The 21,206-nt window shown below is 72.4% G+C and carries 18 protein-coding genes and 1 pseudogene; 8 read left to right on the top strand and 11 right to left on the bottom strand.

The genetic code is table 11. The features are described 5' to 3' along the window. Positions 1 to 2,859 (bottom strand): VWD domain-containing protein (locus tag ACOJTC_RS18255; RefSeq protein WP_420117791.1); only part of this gene is annotated, 2,859 nt, incomplete at its 3' end. A gap of 117 nt (positions 2,860 to 2,976) precedes the next feature. Then, entirely contained in the window at positions 2,977 to 3,807 is an 831-nt protein-coding gene (locus ACOJTC_RS18250; protein WP_420117790.1) for an alpha/beta fold hydrolase, read from the bottom strand. A gap of 73 nt (positions 3,808 to 3,880) precedes the next feature. On the opposite strand from ACOJTC_RS18250, the gene ACOJTC_RS18245 reads away from it, so the two are divergent. Further along, positions 3,881 to 4,918: a sigma-70 family RNA polymerase sigma factor gene (locus tag ACOJTC_RS18245; RefSeq protein WP_420117789.1), complete on the top strand. Its 1,038-nt coding sequence runs from the start codon at positions 3,881 to 3,883 to the stop codon at positions 4,916 to 4,918. Positions 4,919 to 4,965: 47 nt separating this feature from the next. Here ACOJTC_RS18245 and ACOJTC_RS18240 read toward each other — a convergent pair whose 3' ends face one another. After that, positions 4,966 to 6,303, bottom strand: coding sequence for a glycoside hydrolase family 43 protein (locus ACOJTC_RS18240; RefSeq protein WP_420117788.1), 1,338 nt, complete (start codon positions 6,301 to 6,303; stop codon positions 4,966 to 4,968). Between the two features lie 80 nt (positions 6,304 to 6,383). On the opposite strand from ACOJTC_RS18240, the gene ACOJTC_RS18235 reads away from it, so the two are divergent. Beyond that, positions 6,384 to 7,565, top strand: coding sequence for an ROK family protein (locus tag ACOJTC_RS18235; RefSeq protein WP_420117787.1), 1,182 nt, complete (start codon positions 6,384 to 6,386; stop codon positions 7,563 to 7,565). A gap of 107 nt (positions 7,566 to 7,672) precedes the next feature. Here ACOJTC_RS18235 and ACOJTC_RS18230 read toward each other — a convergent pair whose 3' ends face one another. Continuing rightward, a complete protein-coding gene (locus ACOJTC_RS18230) occupies positions 7,673 to 8,101 on the bottom strand; it encodes a RidA family protein (RefSeq protein ID WP_420117786.1) in 429 nt (142 codons plus the stop codon). A gap of 43 nt (positions 8,102 to 8,144) precedes the next feature. Here ACOJTC_RS18230 and ACOJTC_RS18225 point away from each other — a divergent pair, with 43 nt between their 5' ends. From ACOJTC_RS18225 to ACOJTC_RS18215, 3 genes and pseudogenes are all read left to right on the top strand, one after another. Then, the gene (locus ACOJTC_RS18225; RefSeq protein ID WP_420117785.1) at positions 8,145 to 8,519 is read left to right on the top strand and encodes a winged helix-turn-helix transcriptional regulator; all 375 of its coding nucleotides are present in this window, start codon (positions 8,145 to 8,147) and stop codon (positions 8,517 to 8,519) included. A 68-nt stretch (positions 8,520 to 8,587) separates the two neighbouring features. Next, a pseudogene (locus ACOJTC_RS18220) lies at positions 8,588 to 8,728 on the top strand (GntR family transcriptional regulator); the annotation flags it as partial. 271 nt (positions 8,729 to 8,999) lie between these two features. Next, on the top strand, positions 9,000 to 9,578 hold the full coding sequence (locus tag ACOJTC_RS18215) for a hypothetical protein (RefSeq protein WP_420117793.1): 579 nt from the start codon (positions 9,000 to 9,002) through the stop codon (positions 9,576 to 9,578). Between the two features lie 359 nt (positions 9,579 to 9,937). Here the strand turns inward: ACOJTC_RS18215 and ACOJTC_RS18210 are convergent, their stop codons facing one another. Then, positions 9,938 to 10,240 (bottom strand): hypothetical protein, encoded by a 303-nt coding sequence (locus tag ACOJTC_RS18210; protein ID WP_420117784.1) that lies wholly within the window; start codon positions 10,238 to 10,240, stop codon positions 9,938 to 9,940. 321 nt (positions 10,241 to 10,561) lie between these two features. Further along, positions 10,562 to 14,065, bottom strand: coding sequence for a methionine synthase (gene metH / locus ACOJTC_RS18205; protein WP_420117792.1), 3,504 nt, complete (start codon positions 14,063 to 14,065; stop codon positions 10,562 to 10,564). Between the two features lie 271 nt (positions 14,066 to 14,336). Here metH and ACOJTC_RS18200 point away from each other — a divergent pair, with 271 nt between their 5' ends. Then, positions 14,337 to 15,206, top strand: coding sequence for a PAC2 family protein (locus ACOJTC_RS18200; protein WP_204924493.1), 870 nt, complete (start codon positions 14,337 to 14,339; stop codon positions 15,204 to 15,206). Positions 15,207 to 15,321: 115 nt separating this feature from the next. Then, on the top strand, positions 15,322 to 16,113 hold the full coding sequence (locus tag ACOJTC_RS18195; protein WP_204924494.1) for a GntR family transcriptional regulator: 792 nt from the start codon (positions 15,322 to 15,324) through the stop codon (positions 16,111 to 16,113). 118 nt (positions 16,114 to 16,231) lie between these two features. On the opposite strand, the gene ACOJTC_RS18190 is transcribed toward ACOJTC_RS18195, so the two are convergent. Beyond that, on the bottom strand, positions 16,232 to 16,945 hold the full coding sequence (locus tag ACOJTC_RS18190; protein WP_420117783.1) for a LysE family transporter: 714 nt from the start codon (positions 16,943 to 16,945) through the stop codon (positions 16,232 to 16,234). Positions 16,946 to 17,013: 68 nt separating this feature from the next. On the opposite strand from ACOJTC_RS18190, the gene ACOJTC_RS18185 reads away from it, so the two are divergent. Then, complete coding sequence (locus ACOJTC_RS18185; RefSeq protein WP_420117782.1) at positions 17,014 to 17,448, top strand: Lrp/AsnC family transcriptional regulator; 435 nt, start codon at positions 17,014 to 17,016, stop codon at positions 17,446 to 17,448. Between the two features lie 137 nt (positions 17,449 to 17,585). Here the strand turns inward: ACOJTC_RS18185 and mshC are convergent, their stop codons facing one another. The 4 genes from mshC to ACOJTC_RS18165 form a co-directional block, all read right to left on the bottom strand. Next, positions 17,586 to 18,824, bottom strand: a complete 1,239-nt coding sequence (mshC, locus tag ACOJTC_RS18180) for a cysteine--1-D-myo-inosityl 2-amino-2-deoxy-alpha-D-glucopyranoside ligase (protein ID WP_420117781.1) — start codon at positions 18,822 to 18,824, stop codon at positions 17,586 to 17,588. A 67-nt stretch (positions 18,825 to 18,891) separates the two neighbouring features. Beyond that, positions 18,892 to 19,707 (bottom strand): SCO1664 family protein, encoded by an 816-nt coding sequence (locus ACOJTC_RS18175; RefSeq protein WP_420117780.1) that lies wholly within the window; start codon positions 19,705 to 19,707, stop codon positions 18,892 to 18,894. After that, positions 19,704 to 20,282: a DUF3090 domain-containing protein gene (locus ACOJTC_RS18170; RefSeq protein WP_357926740.1), complete on the bottom strand. Its 579-nt coding sequence runs from the start codon at positions 20,280 to 20,282 to the stop codon at positions 19,704 to 19,706. The genes ACOJTC_RS18175 and ACOJTC_RS18170 overlap by 4 nt, the downstream gene beginning before the upstream one ends. A 114-nt stretch (positions 20,283 to 20,396) precedes the next feature. Continuing rightward, positions 20,397 to 21,101 carry a histidine phosphatase family protein gene (locus ACOJTC_RS18165; RefSeq protein WP_420117779.1) on the bottom strand — a complete coding sequence of 235 codons (705 nt, stop codon included), beginning with the start codon at positions 21,099 to 21,101 and terminating at the stop codon, positions 20,397 to 20,399. Between the last annotated feature and the right edge of the window lie 105 nt (positions 21,102 to 21,206).

Genomic DNA, 21,206 nt, shown 5'->3' with positions numbered 1-21,206 from the left:
GCCGGCCGTGCCGGTGAACCGGTAGCTGAGCACCGCCCCCGGCCGGTCGACGGTGGCGACGACCGGCGGGCCGTCGAGGGTGATCGCGCCGACCCGGTCGGCGGTGACGGCCAGCCGCAGCGCCACGGTGCCGACGCCGCGGTCCACCGGGTCCACCAGCACGGTATACGTCCCGTCGGCGGGCAGCAGCGTGCCGTCGACCTCGCCGACGCCGTTGACGACGCAGCCGCCGTTGAGCCGTTGCCCGTCCGGGTCGAGCAGTTCCAGCGGGGAGCACTGGTCGGGCAGGGTGCTCTGCGGCACCTCGACGAAGACCCGCTGGCCGGCCCGGCCGGTGAACCGGTACCGGGCCCGGCTGCCCGGTACGTCGAGCGTCGCGGTGACCGCCGGCGCGTCCGGTCGCAGGGTGCCTGTGGTGTCCCGGGCCGCGTAGACCCGCACGGTGGCCCGCCCGGTGCCGGCGCCGACGTCGACCACCACCGCGTACCTGCCGTCGTTGGCGAGGTCGGTGCGGTCGATGTGGCCGAGGCCGCCGACGGTGCAGCCGCTGGCCACCTCCGTCCCGCTCGGGTCGAGCAGCCGCAGTGGGGAACAGCCGTCGGCCAGGCCGGGCCCGGCGACGTCGACGAACACGGCGTCCCCGGCCCGGGCGGTGAAGGTCAGCGGCGGACCACCCGGGGTCAGCGACCCGGTGGCGAGCGGGGTCGCGGGAATCGGCGCGGGGGCCGGCGGGACGATCCGCTCGGTGCCGACGCCGCTGACCGCGAACTCGGGGCGGCCGGTCACCCCGACGTCGAGGACGCACTCGGCGAGCTGCCGGGCGTCGGTGATGCCGGCCCACCGGCACACCTGCTCGGCGTGGGCCCGTCGGGCCGGGTCGAGGTCGTCGACGGTCACCTCCCGCTGCGGGAACTCCCGGTCGGTGAACGAGCCGGTGTCCTGACCGTCGGCGTAGCTGAACAGGGAGGTGTCCCCGGTGACCCGCCAACCGTCGGCATAGGACGGGTAGAGCTGTTCGAATGGCACGGGCTGGCGCAGGGCGGCCCCGGAGGGGGCGGCGACGTCGTCGGCCGGATCACCGTCGAAGTCGCCGAGCAGCCCGTGGACCTTCCCGGCCCGACCCGGGTCCAGCTTCACCAGCACCCGGTAGCCGTACGGGCCGATCGGGTCGACGGCGGCGGCGGAGCCGTCGGGCCAGCGCAGGTCGTAGCCGTCGGCGGCACCGGTGTCGGAGTCGCGGCGGGTCAGCCGACCCCCGCCGGGCAGCTCCGTCGCGCCCGGCGGCACGTCCCGGGCCGTGCCGTCGACGCGGACCTCGGTGTGGCCGTCGACCAGGGTGAGGGCGGCCCGGTGTGTGCCGGTGCGGAACGCGACGGCGGAGTTGACCGACACCGTCCGCGAGTCACCCATCGGCGTCTGCCGGACCTGCACCGAAAGCGGGTCACCCGAGGTGGACGCGACCAGCACGAACTCGCCGACGGCCTGGAAGTCGTAGTAGTGCCGGTCGAAGGTGACCAGGTGCGGGTCGCCGTTGGTGCCGCCGCAGTCGCCCCCGTCCTCGCAGAGTTTCACCGGCCCCTTGGGCGGCGGGGTCTTCTTCCTGGGCTTCTTGCACTCGTCGAGGCTCTTGGGCAGGGTCTTGCCGTCGTACTCGGTACGCGGCGGCAGGCCCTTGGCGGCCCGGTACCTGTTCTCCGCCAGGGTCGCCTTGACCTCGGCGGTCTTGATCCCGGTCCCCCCGCACTCGCCCTGCGGCACGGCGTCGCGGGAGATGTCGTCGGAGTGGTTCAGCTCGTGGTACAGCGCCGCGCACGGGTCCCGGGCGACCCCGTCGCCGTACGGGTCGACCGAGGTCGGGTTCCAGGTCACCGTGGAGGAACCCTTGCCGTCCTTGCTGTCCGGGGTCTCGAACGAGCCCGATCCGCCCGGGGTGGGGATGATGCGCACCCGGGGGGTCTTGGCGTCCCGCAGCCGGGGCAGGATGCCCGCCGGGTCGCCGCCGGCGGCGGCGAACCCCTGGAGGCAGCCGTCGACGGCGGCCTGGAAGTCGACGCCGGGGATTGGCACGCCGGACCCGGGGTCGACCTGGTAGTCGGCCCGTGCCGGCCGGACGTCGCCGCCGACGACCGCGCCGGCGGTGCCCAGCAGCAGCACGACGGCGGCGGCCGGGCGGCGGCGGGTCCGCCGCAGGAGCAGCAGCGCCAGCCCACCGACCACCACCGTCAGCAGCACCGCCCCGCCGAGCAGCCAGCGCCACCACCCCGGCCCGGCGGTGTCGCCGCCGACGGTGAAACCGACGGTGCGCAGTGCCGTCGTCCCCGTGCAGGGGTCGGCCAGGCCGGTCACCGGCAGTGCCGTCCAGCTCGCCGTCACCTCGTAGCGTCCGGCCGCCCCGACCGGCCACCGGGTGTCCAACCCGCTGCCGTCCGGGGTCGCCGTCACCGACCGCAGCACCACGGCGTCGTCGCCGTCGCCGTCGTGCATCCGGAGGCCGACCAGTGCCACGGTCACGCTCTGCCCGGGTGCCAGGGTGACCGTGCCGGCGGTGGCGGCGGCACCGATGCCGTCGCCGTAGAAGCTGCGGCCCAGGCTCGGGGTCAGCTCCTGACCGTCCCGGCGGACCGAGGTCACCTGCACGGTGCCGTCGGCCACGGTGGCCAGCGCGCAGGCCGTACCGGTGTCGTTGGTGACGGCGAACGTCAACCGGACCGGCTCGCCCGGGGCGTACCGGGGGGTGCTGGTCCGCAGGTCCAGCCCGAGGCCCCCGGCGGGCGGCGCGGCCAGGGCCGGCACCGGCCCCGCCGCCAGCGCCGCCACGAGGACGGCGCACCCGCCGACGAGTCGCACGATCAGCGTCATGCGCGGCACTCTAGGGCCGCGACGCACGCGCCCCGCGCGACTGTCGCGCATCGGTCGCCACCACCGCGACCGCCCCCGCCGCCCGGAGCACCCCGGCCACCCGCCGTCACCCCACCGTCACCCGGCGATGACCTCCCGCAACCGGACGGCGAAGCCGGCCGGGTCGTCGGCGAAGCCGAGGTGACCGCCGGGGAACATGGTGGGCGGCACCCCCAGGGCGGCGGCCAGCGCGCGGGAGCTGCGGTCGCACAGCTCCCCGGCCGAGTCCGCACCGAGACCGACGACCACCCGGGTCGGGCCGTCGCGCAGGGCGGCCACGTCCGGCTGGTAGCGGGTGGTGCCGCGCAGGGTGTGCAGGTACTGGTACCGCTCGTCGGCGGCGTCCTGCGGGTCGGGTTCCTGGCCGAACATGCCCTGGATCATCTCCTCGGGCATGACGATGTTGGCGATGGCGAGGAACTTCTGCCAGGCACCCAGCCGGTCCCCCCGCCGGTAGGTGGCGACCATGTCGTCCTCCCGGGCGAGCAGTTCGTCACGGTCGTCGAGCAGCAGCACCAGCGGCGGCTCGTGGGCGATCACGGTGTGCGCCACCTGCGGGTGCGCGTGGGCGAGCGCCAGGACGGTGACCGCACCGCCGCTGGAGCCGAGCACCGCCGCCGGGCCGGCGTCGAGGTGGGCCAGCAGCCGGGCCAGGTCGTCGGCGCGCAGTTCGGGCGTGGAATCCTGCTCGGGGTCGTGCAGCCGGCTGCGGCGGATGCCCCGTGGGTCGGTGGTGAGCACCGTGTGGTCGGTGGCGAGCAGGTCGGCCAGCGGGGCGAACGTCCGGGCGTCCATCGGGGCGGCGACCAGCGCCACCAGGGGCCCCTGGCCGCGTACCTCGAAGTGCAGGGTCCCGTCGGGGACAGCCAGGGTGGCGGTGGTCACCGGGACGGTGGTGGAACTGCTCATGTTCGGGTCCTCCGGGTCGTGACGTGCGGCTCTTACCCGGTAAGACTCCCGGCGTGGGGCAGAATCGTCGGTCGTGAGCAGGATTCTTGCCGAGATCACGGACGACGACCACGACGCGACGCTGACCCGCGCCCGGGGCGGGGACGACGCCGCGTTCACCGCGCTGGTCGCGCCGCTGCGGCCGGAACTGCACGCGCACTGCTACCGGATGCTCGGCTCCCCGCACGACGCCGACGACGCGTTGCAGGAGGCCCTGCTGCGGGCCTGGCGGTCGCTGCCCCGGTTCGAGGGGCGCAGCTCCCTGCGGACCTGGCTCTACACCGTCGCCACCCGCACCTGCCTGGACCTGGCCACCGGGCGGGGGCGGCGGGCGTTGCCCGTCGACCTGGGGCCGGCCAGCGAACACGCCGTGCCCGGCGGCGTCGCCGCCGACCACGTACGGTGGCTCGGCCCCTACCCCGACGCCGACCTGGCCGCCGGCCCGGCCGCCCCGGACGCCCGCTACGAGCAGCGGGAGGCCGTCGAGCTGGCGTTCGTCGCCGCGCTGCAGCACCTGCCCGGCAACCAGCGGGCCGCGCTGCTGCTGTTCGACGTGCTCGGCTTCACCGCCGCCGAGATCGCCGCCATGACGGGCACCTCCGTCGGGTCGGTCAACTCGGCGCTGGCGCGGGCCCGCCGGGTCGTCGCCGAACGGGTGCCCGCCCGCAGCCAGCAGCAGGCGCTGCGGACCCTCGGTGACGCCCGGCTGCGGGAGGTCGCCGCAGGCTACGCCACCGCGCTGGAGAACGGCGACGCCGACGCCCTGGTCGCCCTGCTCACCGAGGACGTCACCTGGTCGATGCCGCCGCTGCCGCACTGGTACGCCGGCCGGGACGCGGTGCTGGACTTCGCGCGGGCGATGCCGCTGGGCAGTTGCGGCAGGTGGCGGCACGTGCCGGTCGCCGCCAACGGGCAGCCGGCGGTGGCCAACTACCTGCGCGCGGGCGACACCGGCCCGTACCTGCCCTGGTCGATCACGGTGCTGACGGTGCGCGACGGTCGGATCGCCGAACTCGTGTCGTTCCTCGACGACACCCTGTTCCCGACGTTCGGCCTGCCGGCCACCCGCTGACGGCCGGTGGGCGTGGCTCCCACCCACCGGCCGACGCGTCGACCGGCTCAGGCCAGCGGCGCGGTGAGGGTGTACGAGGCGTCCCCGGCGAAGGTGCTGCCGGCGGCGTACGGGTCGACCCGCAGCACGTAGTCGTAGTGGCGCAGGTAGCGGCCGGGATGGTTCCACGACTCGAACGAGTAGCTGCCGCCCCCGGCCAGCCCGGTGCGGCTGCAGAAGGTGGCGTCCCCGGCGAAGACGGCGCTGCCGTCGTTGCCGGCGAGCCGGATGGTGAAGTCCCAGTGCCGCAGGTAGGAGCCGTTGACCGCGCGGAACGAGTAGCAGGCGGAGTTGGCCAGGCCGGGAACGATCTGGAAGGTGGCGTCCTGCCGGTCGGCCAGCGGGCTGCCGCTGCCCAGTACGTCGATGCGGGCCACGTTGTCGCGGTGGCGGACGTAGCGGTCGGGGAAGTTCGCCGAACGCAGCGAGCGGTTGCCGGTGGGCGGGGCGGAGGAGTCCCCGACGTTCTCCCGCAGCACGGTGAAGTGGCGCACCGTGCCGGACAGCCCGGCCAGTTCGGTCTTGCCGGTGAAGCCGTACAGGTCGCTGCTGTCGGCGGAGTAGTAGCGGCCGGCGCCGTACTGGTCGAAGTAGATGCGCCACCGGTTGTCGGGCAGCCGGACCAGGGCGGGGCCTTCCAGGCCGGAACCCCAGCCGGCCCAGTTGCCGGTGCCGACCCAGCTCCACGGGCCGGTCAGCGCGGGGGCGGTGGCGTGCTCGATGTACTTGGTCGTCTCGTTCTTCATGAAGTTGTGGTAGGTGTTGCCGACCTTGACGATGAAGCTGTCGATGTGGTTGGTGCCGATGCCGGCGAGCGCCGCCGGGGCGCTCCACGCCGACAGCGCGGAGTTCGTCGCGGTGATCCGGTAGGGCTGGAACTGCCCGGCCGTGCCGGTCTGCGAGACGGAGACGACGATGTGCACGCTGCCGTCGCTGTCGACGAACCACTCCGGGGCCCAGGTGCTGCCGTTGGCCGGCGCGACACCGACGGTGACGTTGCGCTGGAAGGTCCAGCTCAGGTAGTCGGAGCTGCGGGCGATGCCGATGGTGTTGCCGGTCCAGCCGGTGGTGTAGACGAGGTAGTAGTAACCGTCGGTGTGCCGGATGACGCTCGGGTCGCGGACCAGCCCGGATGGCGGGGTGTAGGCGTTGGCCCGTTGGAGGGTGAACCGGGTGGCGTCGGCCGAGTCGTAGACGTACATGTTGGATTCGCTGCTGTTGGTGAACGCGGTCATCAGGTAGTGCGGGACCGGCCCGGCGGCGTTGGCCCGCGCCGGCCCGGCAACCAGCAGGCCACCGAGCACGCAGAGCACCGCCGCCAGGGCGCCGTACCGGAGACGTCCCATCGACACACCTCTCTCTATAAATAGATGGTTGTCATCCTGCACTATTGCCAATGGTTTTCGTAAGTGTTGCGATAAGCGCCATGGCCCGGACCTCCCGCGACATCCGTTCCGCCAACCGGCTCACCGTCGTCCAGCAGGTCGTCGCCGCCGGCACCACCAGCCGGCAACGCCTCGCCGTCGACACCGGGCTCAGCCTCGGCACCGTCGCCACCCTGGTCGCCGAACTCACCGACCTCGGGCTGCTCACCGAGGCCGGCCAGGAGGACTCCGGTGGCGGGCGGCCCCGCGGCCTGGTCGCCGCCGACCCGCACGGCGGCCTGCTCGTCGGCGTCGACGTCGCCGAGACCTACGTGCACGTCGACCTCTTCGACACCACGCTGACCCGGCTGACCGGAGCCGAGGAGGCGCTACGCCCCCTGGAACGCCGCCCCCACCAGGTGGTCCGGCACATCGTCAGCGGCATCGGCACCGTCCTGGCCGGCACCGGGGCCCGGGTGCTCGGCGTCGGGGTCAGCGTCCCCGGCCAGGTCGACCGGGAGGGCGGTGTGTCGGTGTTCGCGCCCAACTGGAACTGGCACGACGTACCGCTGCGGGACCTGCTCGCCGACCACCTGCCGCTGCCGCTGCACCTGGACAACCCGCTGCGCGCGGCGATGCTCGCCGAACTGTGGGCCGGGGCCGCCCGGGGCCGCGACGACGTCGCCGTGATCAACCTGGGTACCGGCGTCGGCGCGGGCCTCGCCTTCGGCGGCACCCTCTACCGGGGCAGCAGCAACAGCGCCGGCGAGTGGGGGCACACCACCCTGGTCCTCGACGGCCGGCTCTGCCGGTGCGGCAGCCGGGGCTGCATCGAGGCGTACGTCGGCGCGCCCGGCATCATGCAGACCCTGCGCGACCTGGCCCCGACCAGCCCGCTGCTGCACCCCGAGGACCAGACCGCCACCCTCGACGCCCTCGCCGCCGCACTGGCCGCCGACGACCCCACCGCCGCGAAGGTGGTCGCCGAGACCGCCCGCTACCTCGGCGTCGCCGTCGCCGACCTGGTCAACCGGCACAACCCGGAGGTCATCGTGCTCAGCAGCTGGGGCCCCGACCGGCTCGGCGCCCGGCTGCGCGACGAGGTCCGCGCCGTGGTCGCCCAGCACGCGCTGCGCCGCCCGCTCGCCGCCACCGGGATCGTCCGCTCCCCCGTCGCCGGCAACCCGGTCAGCCTCGGCGCGGCCACCCTCGCCCTGGAAGGCTTCCTCACCCAGGGACGCTGAGCCCGCGCCCCCGACCCGACCTGATCGGCGCTACTTGGCCGATTTAGCGGTATCGGAGCGCTCGGATACCACTGGATCGCCGATACAGGCCGTGTCGGACCGGGACCTCAGTCCAGGATCGCCGTCGCCTCGACCTCGACGAGAACGTCCGGCTCGAAGAGATAGTCGACGCCGATGAGCGACGACGGGGGCAACGGCTGCGGCAGGCCGAGTTCCGCCGCGACATCCTCCACCCCGGCCATGAAGTCGCCGATCCGCTCCGGCGACCAGTTCGTCACGTAGAACGTCAGGCGGACGACATCCGCGAAGCCCGCGCCGGCACCGGCCAGCCCGTACCCCGTGTTGCGCAGCGCCTGGGCGACCTGACCCCGCAGGTCGCCGGCCGCGACCGGCCGGCCGGCCTCGTCCCGGCTGATCTGACCGGCCACGTGGACGTGGCGCGACCCCGACGCGACCGCTACGTGGTGGTAGGGAACGGGCTGCATCATGCCCGGCGCGGAGAAAAGCTGAACTTCCTTTCCTCGTTGGTATCTCATGGATACCTGGTGTACCGAGGCAACTTCAACGAGACTAGGTGTCATGCCCGAAACCACACCCCTGCCGGAGGAAGCCCTCCGGATCACCCCGCCGCACCGCGAGCTGCTCGACCAGGTGCTCGACAAGTGGTCACTGGAGGTGCTCAACCAACTCTGCGAACGACCCTGCCGGTTCAACGAGCTACGCCACGCCATCCCCACCGTGTCCCAGAAGTCGCTGAGCGCCACCCTGCGTCGGCTCGAACGCAACGGCATCGTCGCGCGGCACGTCCTGTCGTCGCGGCCGGTCGCCGTCGAATACCGCATCACCCCGCTGGGCAAGACCCTCCGGCACCCGGTCGACGTGCTCCTCGACTGGGCCGGGCGGCACCTGCCCGCCATCGAGGCCGCCCGCCGTTCGTACGACGAGACCAACTAACGACGCGCGATCGCGCCGCCTCCCCGGGGCGACGCTCAGACGAGGCGCTGGAGGCGTACCTTCGGGTGCTGCCGTCCTTCGCCGCCCTGTGCGAGCGATACGAGGAGAGCAACACCGTCATCCGCGCCGCGATGCTCATCCTCAAAGCCGAAGGGTTGATCGACGGCAGGCAGGGCAAGGGTGTCTACGTCGCAACGCCGCTCCCCCGCCAGCCTCGGTCATTCAGCGGGGAACGGCTTCGGCGCACCACACCGACGGTCGACCCGGAAATGCAGCGTCATACCGTCGAGCACGCACGACGTGTCAGGGCTTTCGGCCACTCATCCCCGCACGAGTCGATTTGGAACGTTCCTTTGCAGTGCATTCAGGGGCCCCACCGGAAAGACGCCAGGCTGACGCCGCAGCCACCTGCGATTCTGGTCCACCACCGCCCACCACCCCGCCAGGCGCTTGGTGTTGATCGCCATATAGCATCGGCTCGTGGCTCCAACCAGCACGAACTCGACTGGCGAGCGGCTACCTCGACGCCTCTCACCGGGAGTCAGTATCGCAAGCGCGCTGTTGACCCTCCAGGCATCCCTGCTAATATTCGCGGCGATTTCCGTAATATATACCCAAGGGGACATCAACGCTGCCATAAACGACGCAGCGAACCGCTCCGGCACACCGATAGACAGCAGTTCGATCGCACTCAAGGCGTCCTACTTCCACTTCGAAGCCCGGATTACCCTGTGGTATGCGTTCTTCTTCGCACCGACATTGGCCGGCGTTGCCCTGTGGGTCAGGACGGGCCACGAGGCCGCAAGGGTGGTCACCCTCATAACGAGCCTGCTCAGCGTGGTCTGCTGCTACGGTTCCGGATGGCGACTATGGCTATCCGACGAACCGACAGAGTTTGATGACGCACTTCCCGCAGCATTCGCCAAGATTTATCCGACATGGGTTGAGGTTGGCAGAATCGGGCTGGTGGCATCCTTTGTGCCTGCTATTATCGCAGCAACCATCCTCGCCTTCAGCGGGCGTGCCGCTGTCCGCAACTCCCCAGGATCGAACTCGTGACCTCTACGCATCGGGCACGCTGTGGGAACGGAAGGCTGAGCGCCTACGCTGATGCTCATGGAAGGGATCGGGGCTGGACTCATGATTCTGTGCGGCGCGCTGAGTTGCCTGTTCGTCTGCCTCATGCTCTGCGCCGTCGCTGCCACGTGGGCCACTCGGCCCGAACGTAGGCGCTGACCATACAGCTCGACCGCTATGCGCAAAGGACCTTCCCAGCCGGCCGGGCCAGCCTCGATGCGAACGGTGACCTGCAGAAAGGGTTTTCCAGCGTCCACGGCCGTCCGGCGATGCGCGTACCGGCCGTCACTCGGTTGGCCACTCAGGTCCGGACACTCCGGGCTGTCTCGGCGGGAGCGCCGTCACCGTTCGACGGTCCATCCGAGCGCCGCAAGGCGGTCAATCAATCGGTCGACATTACGGGTCCGAAAGATCCACAACTCATCACCATCACCAACCTCGAACTCCAACCCGGCGCTTCGCCATCGTCGGATCGCAACCAGATTGTCGGCGGTGATCATCAGAGTTCCGGCCCAGATCTCCCTCAACGTGATGAAGTTCGGATCCGCTCGAAGCCTCGCCATCGGCCAGCCAGAATCGGCGCGAAAACCGCCCCCAACTCTAGGAACCACCCGGATACCGCCACGTAACGAGTACCCCTCCACGCCCGCCAACCTTCGATCCTCCGCGCCAAGGGAACATCAGTAGCTGAGGCCGTCAGACCGACACTCGGCCCACTGATCATGCCAGCACCCTCCGAGTCCTCGACGACGTGGCCGGTGTCGGAGTAGACGCCCACCATCCCGGTCACCTCGACACCGATACCGGTCTCCTCGCGGGTCTCCCGGACTGCTACGAACGAGCCGGGACAGCACCCGTCCGGTGATCACCGTCCCTTCGCAGCACGGCTCCCACCCCCGGCCCGGGGGGCCCAGCGGGGAGGGGCCGTGCTGTCCGCAGGTTTCAGTGCCGTCGAGGTGACGGCGTCACTTGGCGTTGAAGTAGTTCGCCTCCGGGTGGTGCACCACGATCGCGTCGGTGGCCTGCTCCGGCACCAGCTGGAACTCCTCCGACAACTGCACGCCGATCCGCTCCGCCCCCAGCAGCTCCACCATCTTCGCCCGGTCCTCCAGGTCCGGGCAGGCCGGGTAGCCGAACGCGTACCGGCAGCCCCGGTAGTCGTTGCGCAGCAGACCGGCCAGGTCGGTCGGGTCGCCGGTGGCGACCGTGCCGCCGCCCGGCAGGGTCAGCTCGGAGCGGATACGCCGGTGCCAGTACTCGGCGAGCGCCTCGGTGAGCTGCACGGACAACCCGTGCACCTCCAGGTAGTCGCGGTACTCGTTGGCGGCGAACATCTTCGCGGTGTACTCGCTGATCGGCTGCCCGACGGTGACCAACTGCAACGCCACCACGTCCAGCCCGTCGTCCTTCGGGCGGAAGAAGTCGGCCAGGCAGAGCCGCCGCTCCTGCCGCTGCCGGGGGAACGAGAACCGGGCCCGCTCACTGTTGCCGTTCTCGTCCAGCACCACCAGGTCGTTGCCCTCGGAGTACGCCGGGAAGTAGCCGTACACCACGGCCGCCTCCAGCACCTGGTCGGCGATGAGCCGGTCCAGCCAGTACCGCAGCCGGGGCCGCCCCTCGGTCTCCACCAGTTCCTCGTACGACGGACCCTGGCCGCCCCGCGACCCGCGCAGCCCCCACTGGCCGAGGAACGTGGCCCGCTCGTCCAGCAGCGCCGCGTAGTCGGCCAGCGGCACCCCCTTGACCACCCGGGTGCCGAAGAACGGCGGGGTGGGCACCGCCACGTCGGTCGCCACGTCGGAGCGGACCGAGGAGTCGTGCAGCTCCGGCAGCGCCTCGGTGACCATGGCGCGCTGCTTCTCCCGACGGGCCCGTCGGGCCGCCAGGGCCGCCTCCCGCTCCGGGTCGATCACGGGTGCGCCGCCCCGCTTGGCGGTCATCACCCGGTCCATCAGGGCCAGCCCCTCGAAGGCGTCCCGGGCGTAGTGCACCTGGCCGGGGAACATCGCCCGCAGGTCGTCCTCGACGTACGCGCGGGTCAGCGCCGCCCCGCCCAGCAGCACCGGCCACCGCTCGGCCACCCCGCGCGACGCCATCTCGGCGAGGTTCTCCTTCATGATGACCGTGCTCTTGACCAGCAGCCCGGACATGCCGATCGCGTCGGCCCGGTGCTGCTCGGCGGCGTCGAGGATGGCGGTGATCGGCTGCTTGATGCCGATGTTCACGACCTCGTAGCCGTTGTTGGACAGGATGATGTCGACCAGGTTCTTGCCGATGTCGTGCACGTCGCCGCGTACGGTGGCCAACACGATCCGGCCCTTGCCGCCGTCCTCGACCGCCTCCATGTGCGGCTCCAGGTAGGCCACCGCCGTCTTCATCACCTCGGCGGACTGGAGCACGAACGGCAACTGCATCTGCCCCGAGCCGAACAGCTCACCGACGACCTTCATCCCGTCCAGCAGGATGTCGTTGATGATGGACAGCGGGGACCGGCCCTGCGCCATGGCGGCGTCCAGGTCGGCCTCCAGGCCGTTGCGCTCGCCGTCGATGATCCGCCGCTTGAGCCGCTCGTCCAGCGGCAGCCCGGCCAACTCCTCGGCCCGGGTGGCCCGCGCCGAGGCGGCGTCGACACCCTCGAACGCCTCGATGAACCGCTGCACCGGGTCGTAGCCCTCGCGCCGCCGGTCGTAGATCAGGTCGAGGGCGACCTCGCGCTGTGCCTCGGGGATCTTGGACATCGGCAGGATCTTGCTGGCGTGCACGATCGCCGAGGTCAGCCCGGCCTGCACGCACTCGTGCAGGAACACCGAGTTGAGCACCTGCCGGGCCGCCGGGTTGAGGCCGAACGAGACGTTCGAGATGCCCAGGGTGAAGTTGACCCCCGGGTAGCGGGCGGCGATCTCCCGGATCGCCTCGATCGTCTCGATGCCGTCGCGCCGGGTCTCCTCCTGGCCGGTGGCGATCGGGAAGGTCAGGGCGTCGATGAGGATGTCCGACCGGTCCATGCCCCAGCGGCCGGTCAGGTCGTCGATCAGCCGGGCCGCCACCCGGACCTTCCACTCCCGGGTACGGGCCTGCCCCTCCTCGTCGATGAGCAGCGCCACCACGGCCGCACCGTGCTCGGCGATGACCGGCATGACCCGCGCGTAGCGGGAGTCGGGGCCATCGCCGTCCTCGAAGTTGACCGAGTTGACCACGCAACGCCCACCGAGCATCTCCAACCCGGCCTCGATCACCGCCGGCTCGGTGGAGTCCAGCATGATCGGCAGGGTGGACGCGGTGGCGAACCGGCCGGCCAGCTCCCGCATGTCCTGCGTGCCGTCCCGGCCGACGTAGTCGACGCACAGGTCCAGCAGGTGCGAGCCGTCGCGGGCCTGGCTACGGGCCACCTCGACGCACGCCTGCCAGTCGGCGGCGAGCATCGACTCACGGAACGCCTTGGAGCCGTTGGCGTTGGTCCGCTCCCCCACCATCAGCACCGAGGCGTCCTGGGCGAACGGCACCGGGTGGTAGATCGACGAGACGCCCGCCTCGTGCCGGGGCTCGCGGGCCGCCGGGGTCGCGCCGTGCAGCCGCTCGGCCAGCGCCCGGATGTGCTCCGGGGTGGTGCCGCAGCAGCCGCCGATCAGCCCGACACCGTAGTCGGCGACGAACCGTTCCAGGGCGTCGGCCAGCTCGGCCGGGCTCAGCGGGAAGTACGCCCCGTCGGCGGTCAGCACCGGCAGGCCGGCGTTCGGCATCACCGACAGCGGGATCCGGGAGTGCTGCGACAGGTAGCGCAGGTGCTCGCCCATCTCGGCCGGGCCGGTCGAGCAGTTCAGCCCGATCAGGTCCACCCCCAGCGGCTCGATGGCCGCCAGTGCCGCCCCGATCTCGCTGCCCACCAGCATGGTGCCGGTGGTCTCCACCGCCACGTGGCAGATGATCGGCACCTGCTGGCCCAGCTCGGCCATCGCCCGCTTCGATCCGACCACGGCCGCCTTGACCTGCAACAGGTCCTGGCAGGTCTCGATGATCAGCGCGTCCGACCCGCCCGCGATCAGTCCGGCCGCGTTCTCCTGGTACGCGTCCCGCAACGTCGCGTACGGGGCGTGGCCGAGGGTGGGCAGCTTGGTGCCGGGGCCGATCGAGCCGAGCACGAACCGGGGGCGCTCCGCCGTGGTGTACGCGTCGGCGGCCTCCCGGGCGATCCGCGCGCCGGCCTCGGACAGCTCCCGGATGCGCTGCGGGATGTCGTACTCGGCGAGGTTGGCGAGGTTCGCGCCGAACGTGTTCGTCTCGACACAGTCCGCGCCGGCCGCCAGGTAGGCCTCGTGCACGCCGCGCACCACGTCGGGCCGGGTCACGTTGAGGATTTCGTTGCAGCCCTCCAGCCCCTCGAAGTCGTCGAGGCTCAGGTCGGCAGCCTGGAGCATCGTCCCCATCGCGCCGTCGGCGATGAGAATCCGGTCGGCCAGCACATCCCGCAACGAAGTCCGCACCACATCAGGTTAGTGCGGTCGATCCGGTGACTGTCGACGCCCGGGGTCGTCCCACTATGTGTCCGCCCGCTCAGCGTCCCGGTTCGTACCGGTTCGGCGGTGGGGTGGGTCGGCGTGCCGGCGCGGCCGACGGGCCACGCGCCGCGCCGGGACGTAGGCTTGCGGACGTGAAGGACATCAGGGACGCCACCGTGCACGGCGGGCGGGTGACCGGGCCGACCCCCGGCACCGCCGGCGACGAGCGGGGCGAGGTGACGGCGTGACCGAGTTCGACGGGCTGCCGGTGCTGCGGTCCCCGGTGGCGATCGCCGCCTTCGAGGGCTGGAACGACGCCGCGGACGCCTCCACCGCCGCCGTGGAACACCTGGAACAGGTCTGGCAGGCCCGCCAGATCACCGAGATCGACCCGGAGGAGTTCTACGACTTCCAGGTCAGCCGCCCGACGATCACGATGTCCGACGGCGAGACCCGCCGGGTGGAGTGGCCCACCACGAAGTTCGTGGTGGCCAGCCCCGAGGGCACCGACCGTGACGTGGTGCTGATCCGGGGCATCGAGCCGAGCATGCGCTGGCGCACGTTCTGCGAACAGGTGCTGGAGATCTGCCACAGCCTGGAGGTCGAACGGGTGGTGCTGCTCGGCGCGTTGCTGGCCGACGTGCCGTACACCAGGCCGTTGCCGATCAGCGGCAGCGCCTCCGACGCCCAGGCCGCCCAGCGTTACCAGCTCACCCCCACCCGCTACGACGGGCCCACCGGCATCGTCGGGGTGCTCCAGGACGCCTGCACCCGGGCCGAGGTCGACGCGGTGTCGTTCTGGGTGCACGTGCCGCACTACGCCAACAACCCGCCCTGCCCCAAGGCCACCCTGGCGCTGCTGCACCGGGTCGAGGAGGTGCTCGACCTGCCGGTGCCGATGGCCGACCTGGCCGAGGAGGCCGCCGAGTGGGAGCAGCGGGTACGCGGCGCCGCCGAACAGGACGCCGAGCTGGGCGAGTACGTGCGGGAGCTGGAGGAACGCGTCGGCGACGCGGGCATCACCCCGTTGACCGGTGACGAGATCGCCCAGGAGTTCGAGAAGTACCTGCGCCGCCGGGGCGGTTCCGCCGGCCCCACCGCCGGTTCCTGGTAGTCGTCCCCGCAGGGCCCCGGGCGTCGCGGCGTCCGGGGCCTTTCGGCGTGTCCGGGGTGGCGCCGTCACCCCGTCTAGGGCATCCTAGGAACCTAGCTGTCAGGAGGAGGCGGGCGTGCAGATCAACCCGGGAGCCGCCGAGTTCCCGCACCGGCAGATCGCCGCGCAGCTCAAGGCCCAGGTGCGCCGGGGCGACTGGGGTCCGGGCGAACGGCTGCCGTCCATCCCGGCGATCGCCGAAATGTTCGGGGTGGCGAAGCAGACCGTGCAACGCGCCGTCGACCAGCTGCGGGTCGAGGGCATCCTGATCACCAAACCCGGCTCCGGTACGTACGTGCGGGGCACCCGGCGGCGGCTCAACCGGCTCTCCCGGGGCCGGTACGGCGGTTTCCGCGGCTACCACGCCGACCTCGCCGCCCGGTACCGCCAGCAGCTCGTCTCGGTCGGTCGGGCACCCGCCCCGCCCGAGGTGGCCGACGCGTTCGGGGTCGCCGACGGCACCGAACTGCTCTGCCGCCGGCACCTGGTACGCACCGACGACTCCCCGGTGGAGGTAGGCGCGTCCTGGTTCCTGCCGAAGGACACCGCCGGCACCTCCCTGGAGCGGGCCGAGGCGTTCGGCAGGCCGCTCTACCAGGAGGCCGAGGAGGCGACCGGCCGGCGGTACACCACCGCAGCCGACACCATCAGCGCCCGGCAGCCCAGCCGGGAGGAGGCCGAAACGCTCCAGATCCGCCCCGACACGCCCGTGCTGCACCTGCTGCACGTCGCCTACGACGCCCACCGCAAGCCGATCGAGGTCGCCCAGGCCACCTGGCCCGGCCCGATGACCACATTGACCGAGGAGTACCAGGTCCCCGCCCCCGCGCCGGACCCCGACCCCGATCCCGGCCTGGTCCTCGGCTGACCCTGGGCATCGCCCGCCGTCCCGGCCCGGGCTGCGCACCGGGGCCGGGCCACACCGTACGAGGGGGCGGGCGGGGTAGCCGGCGGGACGGCACCGGTCGTTGGGGGTCAGCCGCGCCTCAGGTGACCGCGGTGACCACGATGACGGTCGCTCCGAGCGCGACGACGATCAGGGAGGCGACCACTCCGAGCAGGTCGGCGACCCGTACGGGGACGGTGGCACCGAGGGCCGCGCCGATCGTGGCGAGCCCGGTCTGCCAGAGCAGGGAGGCCAGCCCGGCGGCGGCGACGAACACCCCGGGCCCCGTCCAGCTGCCCGGCACGGCGTTCACCGTCCCGGCCAGGGCGAAGAAGTACACCAGGGTCAACGGGTTGACCGCGGTGAGGAGCACGAAGCGGACGTAGACCGGTCCGGCGGCGGTCCGGGCCGGTTGTTCCCCGCCGGTGCCGTCCCGCTCGGCTCCACCGCCACCGTCCCGCCGGGCTCCGCCGGTGCCGTCCCGCTCGGCTGCGGCCGCAGCGGGGCGTGCCGGGGCTCGGCGCAGGGTGACCAGTTGGTGGCAGCCCAGCCCGACGATCACCAGCCCGGACAGGTAGCGGGGGGCGTCCCCCCACGAGGCGATCACCGGCGCGAGCGCCGCTCCGGTCAGCAGCGCGCCGAGGCAGTAGAGGGTGTCGACGGTGGCGACGCCGAATGCTGCGGCCAGGCCGCTGCGGTGACCGCCCAGCATCCCCTCCCTGACGATCAGCACCCCGATCGCCCCCAGGGGCATCGCCACCCCCAGCCCGGCGGCGAACCCGGCGACCGCCAGGAACACGATTCCATCAGCCATCCGCCGAGTCTGGGTCACCCCGCCGGGTGCGACCGACAGATGAGTGGTGCCGGCGTACGATCGTCGGTGTGGACCGACTGGACGAGCAGATTCTCGGCATTCTGCAGGAGAATGCGAGGTGTTCGTTCAGTGAGATCGGTCGACGGGTCGGCCTGAGCACGAACGCCACCGCCGCCCGGGTCCGCCGGCTGGAAGCCGACGGCGTCATCCTCGGGTACACCGTCGTCACCGGCCACGACGCGCCGCAGCTCCGGGGCGGGTTGGAGGTGTTCATCGACGTACGCCTCGACGCCGGGACCGATTACGAGACGTTCGTCGACGCCATCGCCCCGATCGAGCAGATCGTCGACGCGGTGCACATGACGGGGCCGTACGACTACCTGCTGCGGGCCCGGCTGCGGGACACCGCCGCCCTGGATGCGTTGCTGCGGCGGCTCAAGAAGAGCTGCGGCGTGGTGCAGACCCAGACCCGGGTCGCCCTCCGCCAACCCACCCCCCGCTGACCCCCACCAGCCGCCCCGACACGCCCCCTGCGTCGATCATGGAGTTGCGGGGTTCCGAAAACGTCGCACATGGGGGCTCAACCCCCACCACAACTCCATGATCGACGGGCCGGGCGGGGGCGCGGGTGGGGTGGGGGTTAGAGGTGGATGCCGAGGAGGGCGTCTACGGTGGTGGCGAAAAAGGCGGGGGCCTGCGGGTCGTCGCCGGTGCCGGCCAGGGCCGCCGCGGCCCAGTCGTCGGCCAGGGCGAGGGCGCCCGGGGTGTCCAGGTCGTCGCCGAGGCGCTCGCGTACCCCGGCCAGGAAGGCCGCGCCGGATGGCCCGGACGGCGCGGCGGCGGCCCGCCGCCAGCGGTCCAGCCGCTGCTGCGCGGCGGTCAGCACGTCGTCGGTCCAGGCGCGGTCGTCCCGGTAGTGGCCGGACATCAGGCCGAGCCGGACCGCCATCGGGTCCACCCGGTCGGCGCGTAGCCGGGAGACGAAGACGAGGTTGCCCTTGGACTTCGACATCTTCTCGCCGTCCAGGCCGATCATCCCGGCGTGCACGTAGTGGTCGGCGAAGGGGGCCGTGCCGGTGAGCCGCTCGGCGTGCGCGGCGGAGCACTCGTGGTGCGGGAAGATCAGGTCGTTGCCGCCGCCCTGCACGTCGAGCCGGTCGCCGAGCAGGTTCAGCGCGATCACGGTGCACTCGATGTGCCAGCCGGGCCGGCCGGGGCCCAGCTCGCCGCCCGGCCAGGACGGCTCGCCGTCGCGGGCACCGCGCCACAGCAGCGGGTCGAGCGGGTCGCGCTTGCCGGCCCGCTGCGGGTCGCCACCGCGCTCGGGGAAGATCTCCAGCATCTGTTCCCGGGTCAGGTTCGACTCGTAGCCGAACGCCGGGGCGGCGGCGATGTCGAAGTAGACGTCGCCGGTGCCGTCGTCGAGCCGGTAGGCGGCACCGTCCTTGAGCAGTTCCTGCACCCGGTCGGCGATGTCCGGGATCGACTCCACCGCGCCGACGTAGTGCGCCGGGGGAATGATCCGCAGCGCCTCCATGTCCTCCCGGAACAGCGCCGTCTCCCGCATCGCCAGGACCTTCCAGTCCTCGCCGTCGCGCTCGGCGCGTTCCAGCAGCGGGTCGTCGATGTCGGTGACGTTCTGCACGTACCGGACGGTCAGGCCGGCGTCGCGCCACATCCGCTGCAGCAGATCAAAGGTGATCATGGTGGCGGCGTGGCCCAGGTGGGTGGCGTCGTACGGGGTGATGCCGCAGACGTACATGGTGGCGGGGCCGGTGGGGCGGCTCGGGTGGACACCGCGTCGCGCCGAGTCGTACAAGCTCAGCGGCCCGCCGTCACCCGGCAGCCGTGGCACCTCGTGTCCCGCCCAAGACTCCATGACCGCCAGCCTAACGAGCCGCCCGGCCGCCGGGAGAAACCGCCCGGGTGATCAACACGACAACGGCTCAGATCGGCGGCCACGGCATCGCCGGCCACTCCTGCGGCGGCAGCGGGTACCGGCCGGTGTCGCGCAGCCGCCGTACCCGGGCGGCCACCTCGGCGACCTCGCCGAGGGTCAGGTGCTCGGCCAACTCCTCCCCCAGCTCGCCGACGAGTTGCCGGTCGAGGGCGTCGAGCACCTGCACCGCGTCCGGTGGGAGCTGCCGGCCGGCCCACCCCCACAGCACGGTCCGTAGCTTCTCCTCGACGTGGAAGCAGACCCCGTGGTCCACCCCGTAGATCCGGTCGTCCGCGCCGGCCAGCACGTGCCCGCCCTTGCGGTCGGCGTTGTTGATGACCGCGTCCAGCACGGCCAGCCGGGCCAGCCGGGGGTCGTCGGCGTGGGCCAGGGCGTACGCCGCGCCGTCGTCGTCGCGGGCCGCGGCCACCGGGAACCAGCGCGGCGGCACCGACTCGGCCGGCACGAACCCGACCAGCGGCTCGGCGTCGTCCGGCTCGTCGATCCAGAGCTGGCACGACCCGGGCCCGAGCGGCCCGTCGCGCAGCACCGTCGGCGGGACCAGATCCCAGCCGGTGGCCCGCGAGACCAGGTAGGCCGAGACCTCCCGGCCGGCGAGGGTGCCGTCGGGAAAGTCCCAGAGCGGACGCTCGCCGCGCACCGGCTTGTAGACGCACCGGGCGGTACGGCCGTCGAGGGTCAGCGTGGCCCGCAGGGTGGTGTTGGAGGCGTCGACAAGCCGACCCTCCAGCTCCAGTTCACCCTCGCACAGCAGCCGGAGCGCGGCGCTGGCATCCTGGCGCTGCACCTCCGACGACGTCACCGGTGGTAGCCGTTGTGCCGGGGGCAGAGGTGCCCGGCCGGGTCGAGCGGCTGGCCGCACAGCGGGCAGGGCGGGCGGCCGGCGTTGACCACCCGGCGGGCCCGTTCGATGAACTCGCGGGTCGCCTCGGGGGTCAGCCGCACCCGGAGCCGGTCGAGGTCCTCGTCCGGTTCGTCATCGTCGTCGTCCTCGTCGACCTCGTCGTCACCCAGCTCGACCTCGGCCTCCGCCTCACCGGCGGCGATCGCCTCGATCACCACCGTGGCGGAGTCCACGTCGAAGGCCAGCCCGAGGGTGCCGACCCGGAACTCCTCGTCGACCGGATTGTCCAGCGGGTCGTTGTCGCCGACGGACACCGGCGACTCCGGCAGCTCGACGCCGAAGCGGCGCTGCGCCTCGGAGAGCAGTTCCTCCAGCTTCTCGGCGAGCAGGGACACCTGCACCTTCTCCAGCGCGACGCTGACCAGCCGGCCGCCACCGCGGGCCTGGAGGAAGAACGTGCGCTCCCCGGGCGGCCCGACGGTCCCGGCGACGAACCGCTCGGGCGGCTCGAAGGCGTGCACCTGGTGGGTCATACCCACGACCCTATCCGGAGCGTGGAACGGTCGCGCAAGGCACCGACGCCGAATCAGCCGAGGGCGAAACAGCGCGGCCCGCGCCCGGTGGCCGGCGTCCCCCGGCGGGCCGGCTCAGCCGGTGGCGCCCGCACCCCCGCCGACGGCCGCGTCGGAGTCGGCCGGCCCGGTCGCCCGACGCCGCCGCCTGGCCGGTGGCGGCACCAGGGAGGCCAGGTCACCGCCGGTGTCGTTGAGCCGGACCAGGAACGGCCGCAGCGGGGTGTAGCGGATCGCGGTGACCGAGGCCGGGTCGGCGACGATGCGTTGGAACAGGTCGAGGTGCACCCCGAGGGCGTCGGCGACGATGGCCTTGATCACATCGCCGTGGCTGCACGCCAGCCAGACCGCCTCCGGTCCGTGCTCGGCGGTGATCCGGGCGTCCCAGGCGCGTACCGCGGCGACCGCGCGGGCCGACATCTGCGCCATCGACTCCCCGTCGGGGAAGACCGCGGCGCTGGGGTGCTGCTGCACCACCGGCCAGAGCTTCTCCTTGGCCAGCTTCTTCAGCGGCTGCCCCTCCCAGGCGCCGTAGCCGCACTCGATCAGCCCGTCCTCGACCATCGGGGTGGCCTGCGGAAGCGCCAGCTGAAGGGTCTGCCGGCAGCGGATCAGCGGGCTGGTCACCACCGCCGCCAGCGGCAGGCCGCGCAGCCGCTGGCCGACCGCCTCCGCCTGGGCCCGCCCGGTGTCGTCCAGCTCGACCGGCTGGCGGCCGGCCAGCCCGCCCTCGGCGTTCGCGGTCGTCCGGCCGTGTCGCAGAAGCAGAAGGGTCGCCACGCCACCACCCTAGGGGCAGCCGGACCGCAGCCGGCCCCCCCCACCCGAGGGGGTGGCGGGGGCCGGCGGCCCACGTCCCGGCACGTGGCGCCGCTAGTGCCGGTG

Origin of the sequence: Micromonospora sp. (assembly GCF_048594385.1) — a bacterium.
GTDB classification, from domain to species: Bacteria; Actinomycetota; Actinomycetes; order Mycobacteriales; family Micromonosporaceae; genus Micromonospora; species Micromonospora wenchangensis.
The sequence above is the reverse complement of the archived record's forward strand: the minus strand, read 5'-3'. Positions and strand labels throughout refer to the sequence as shown.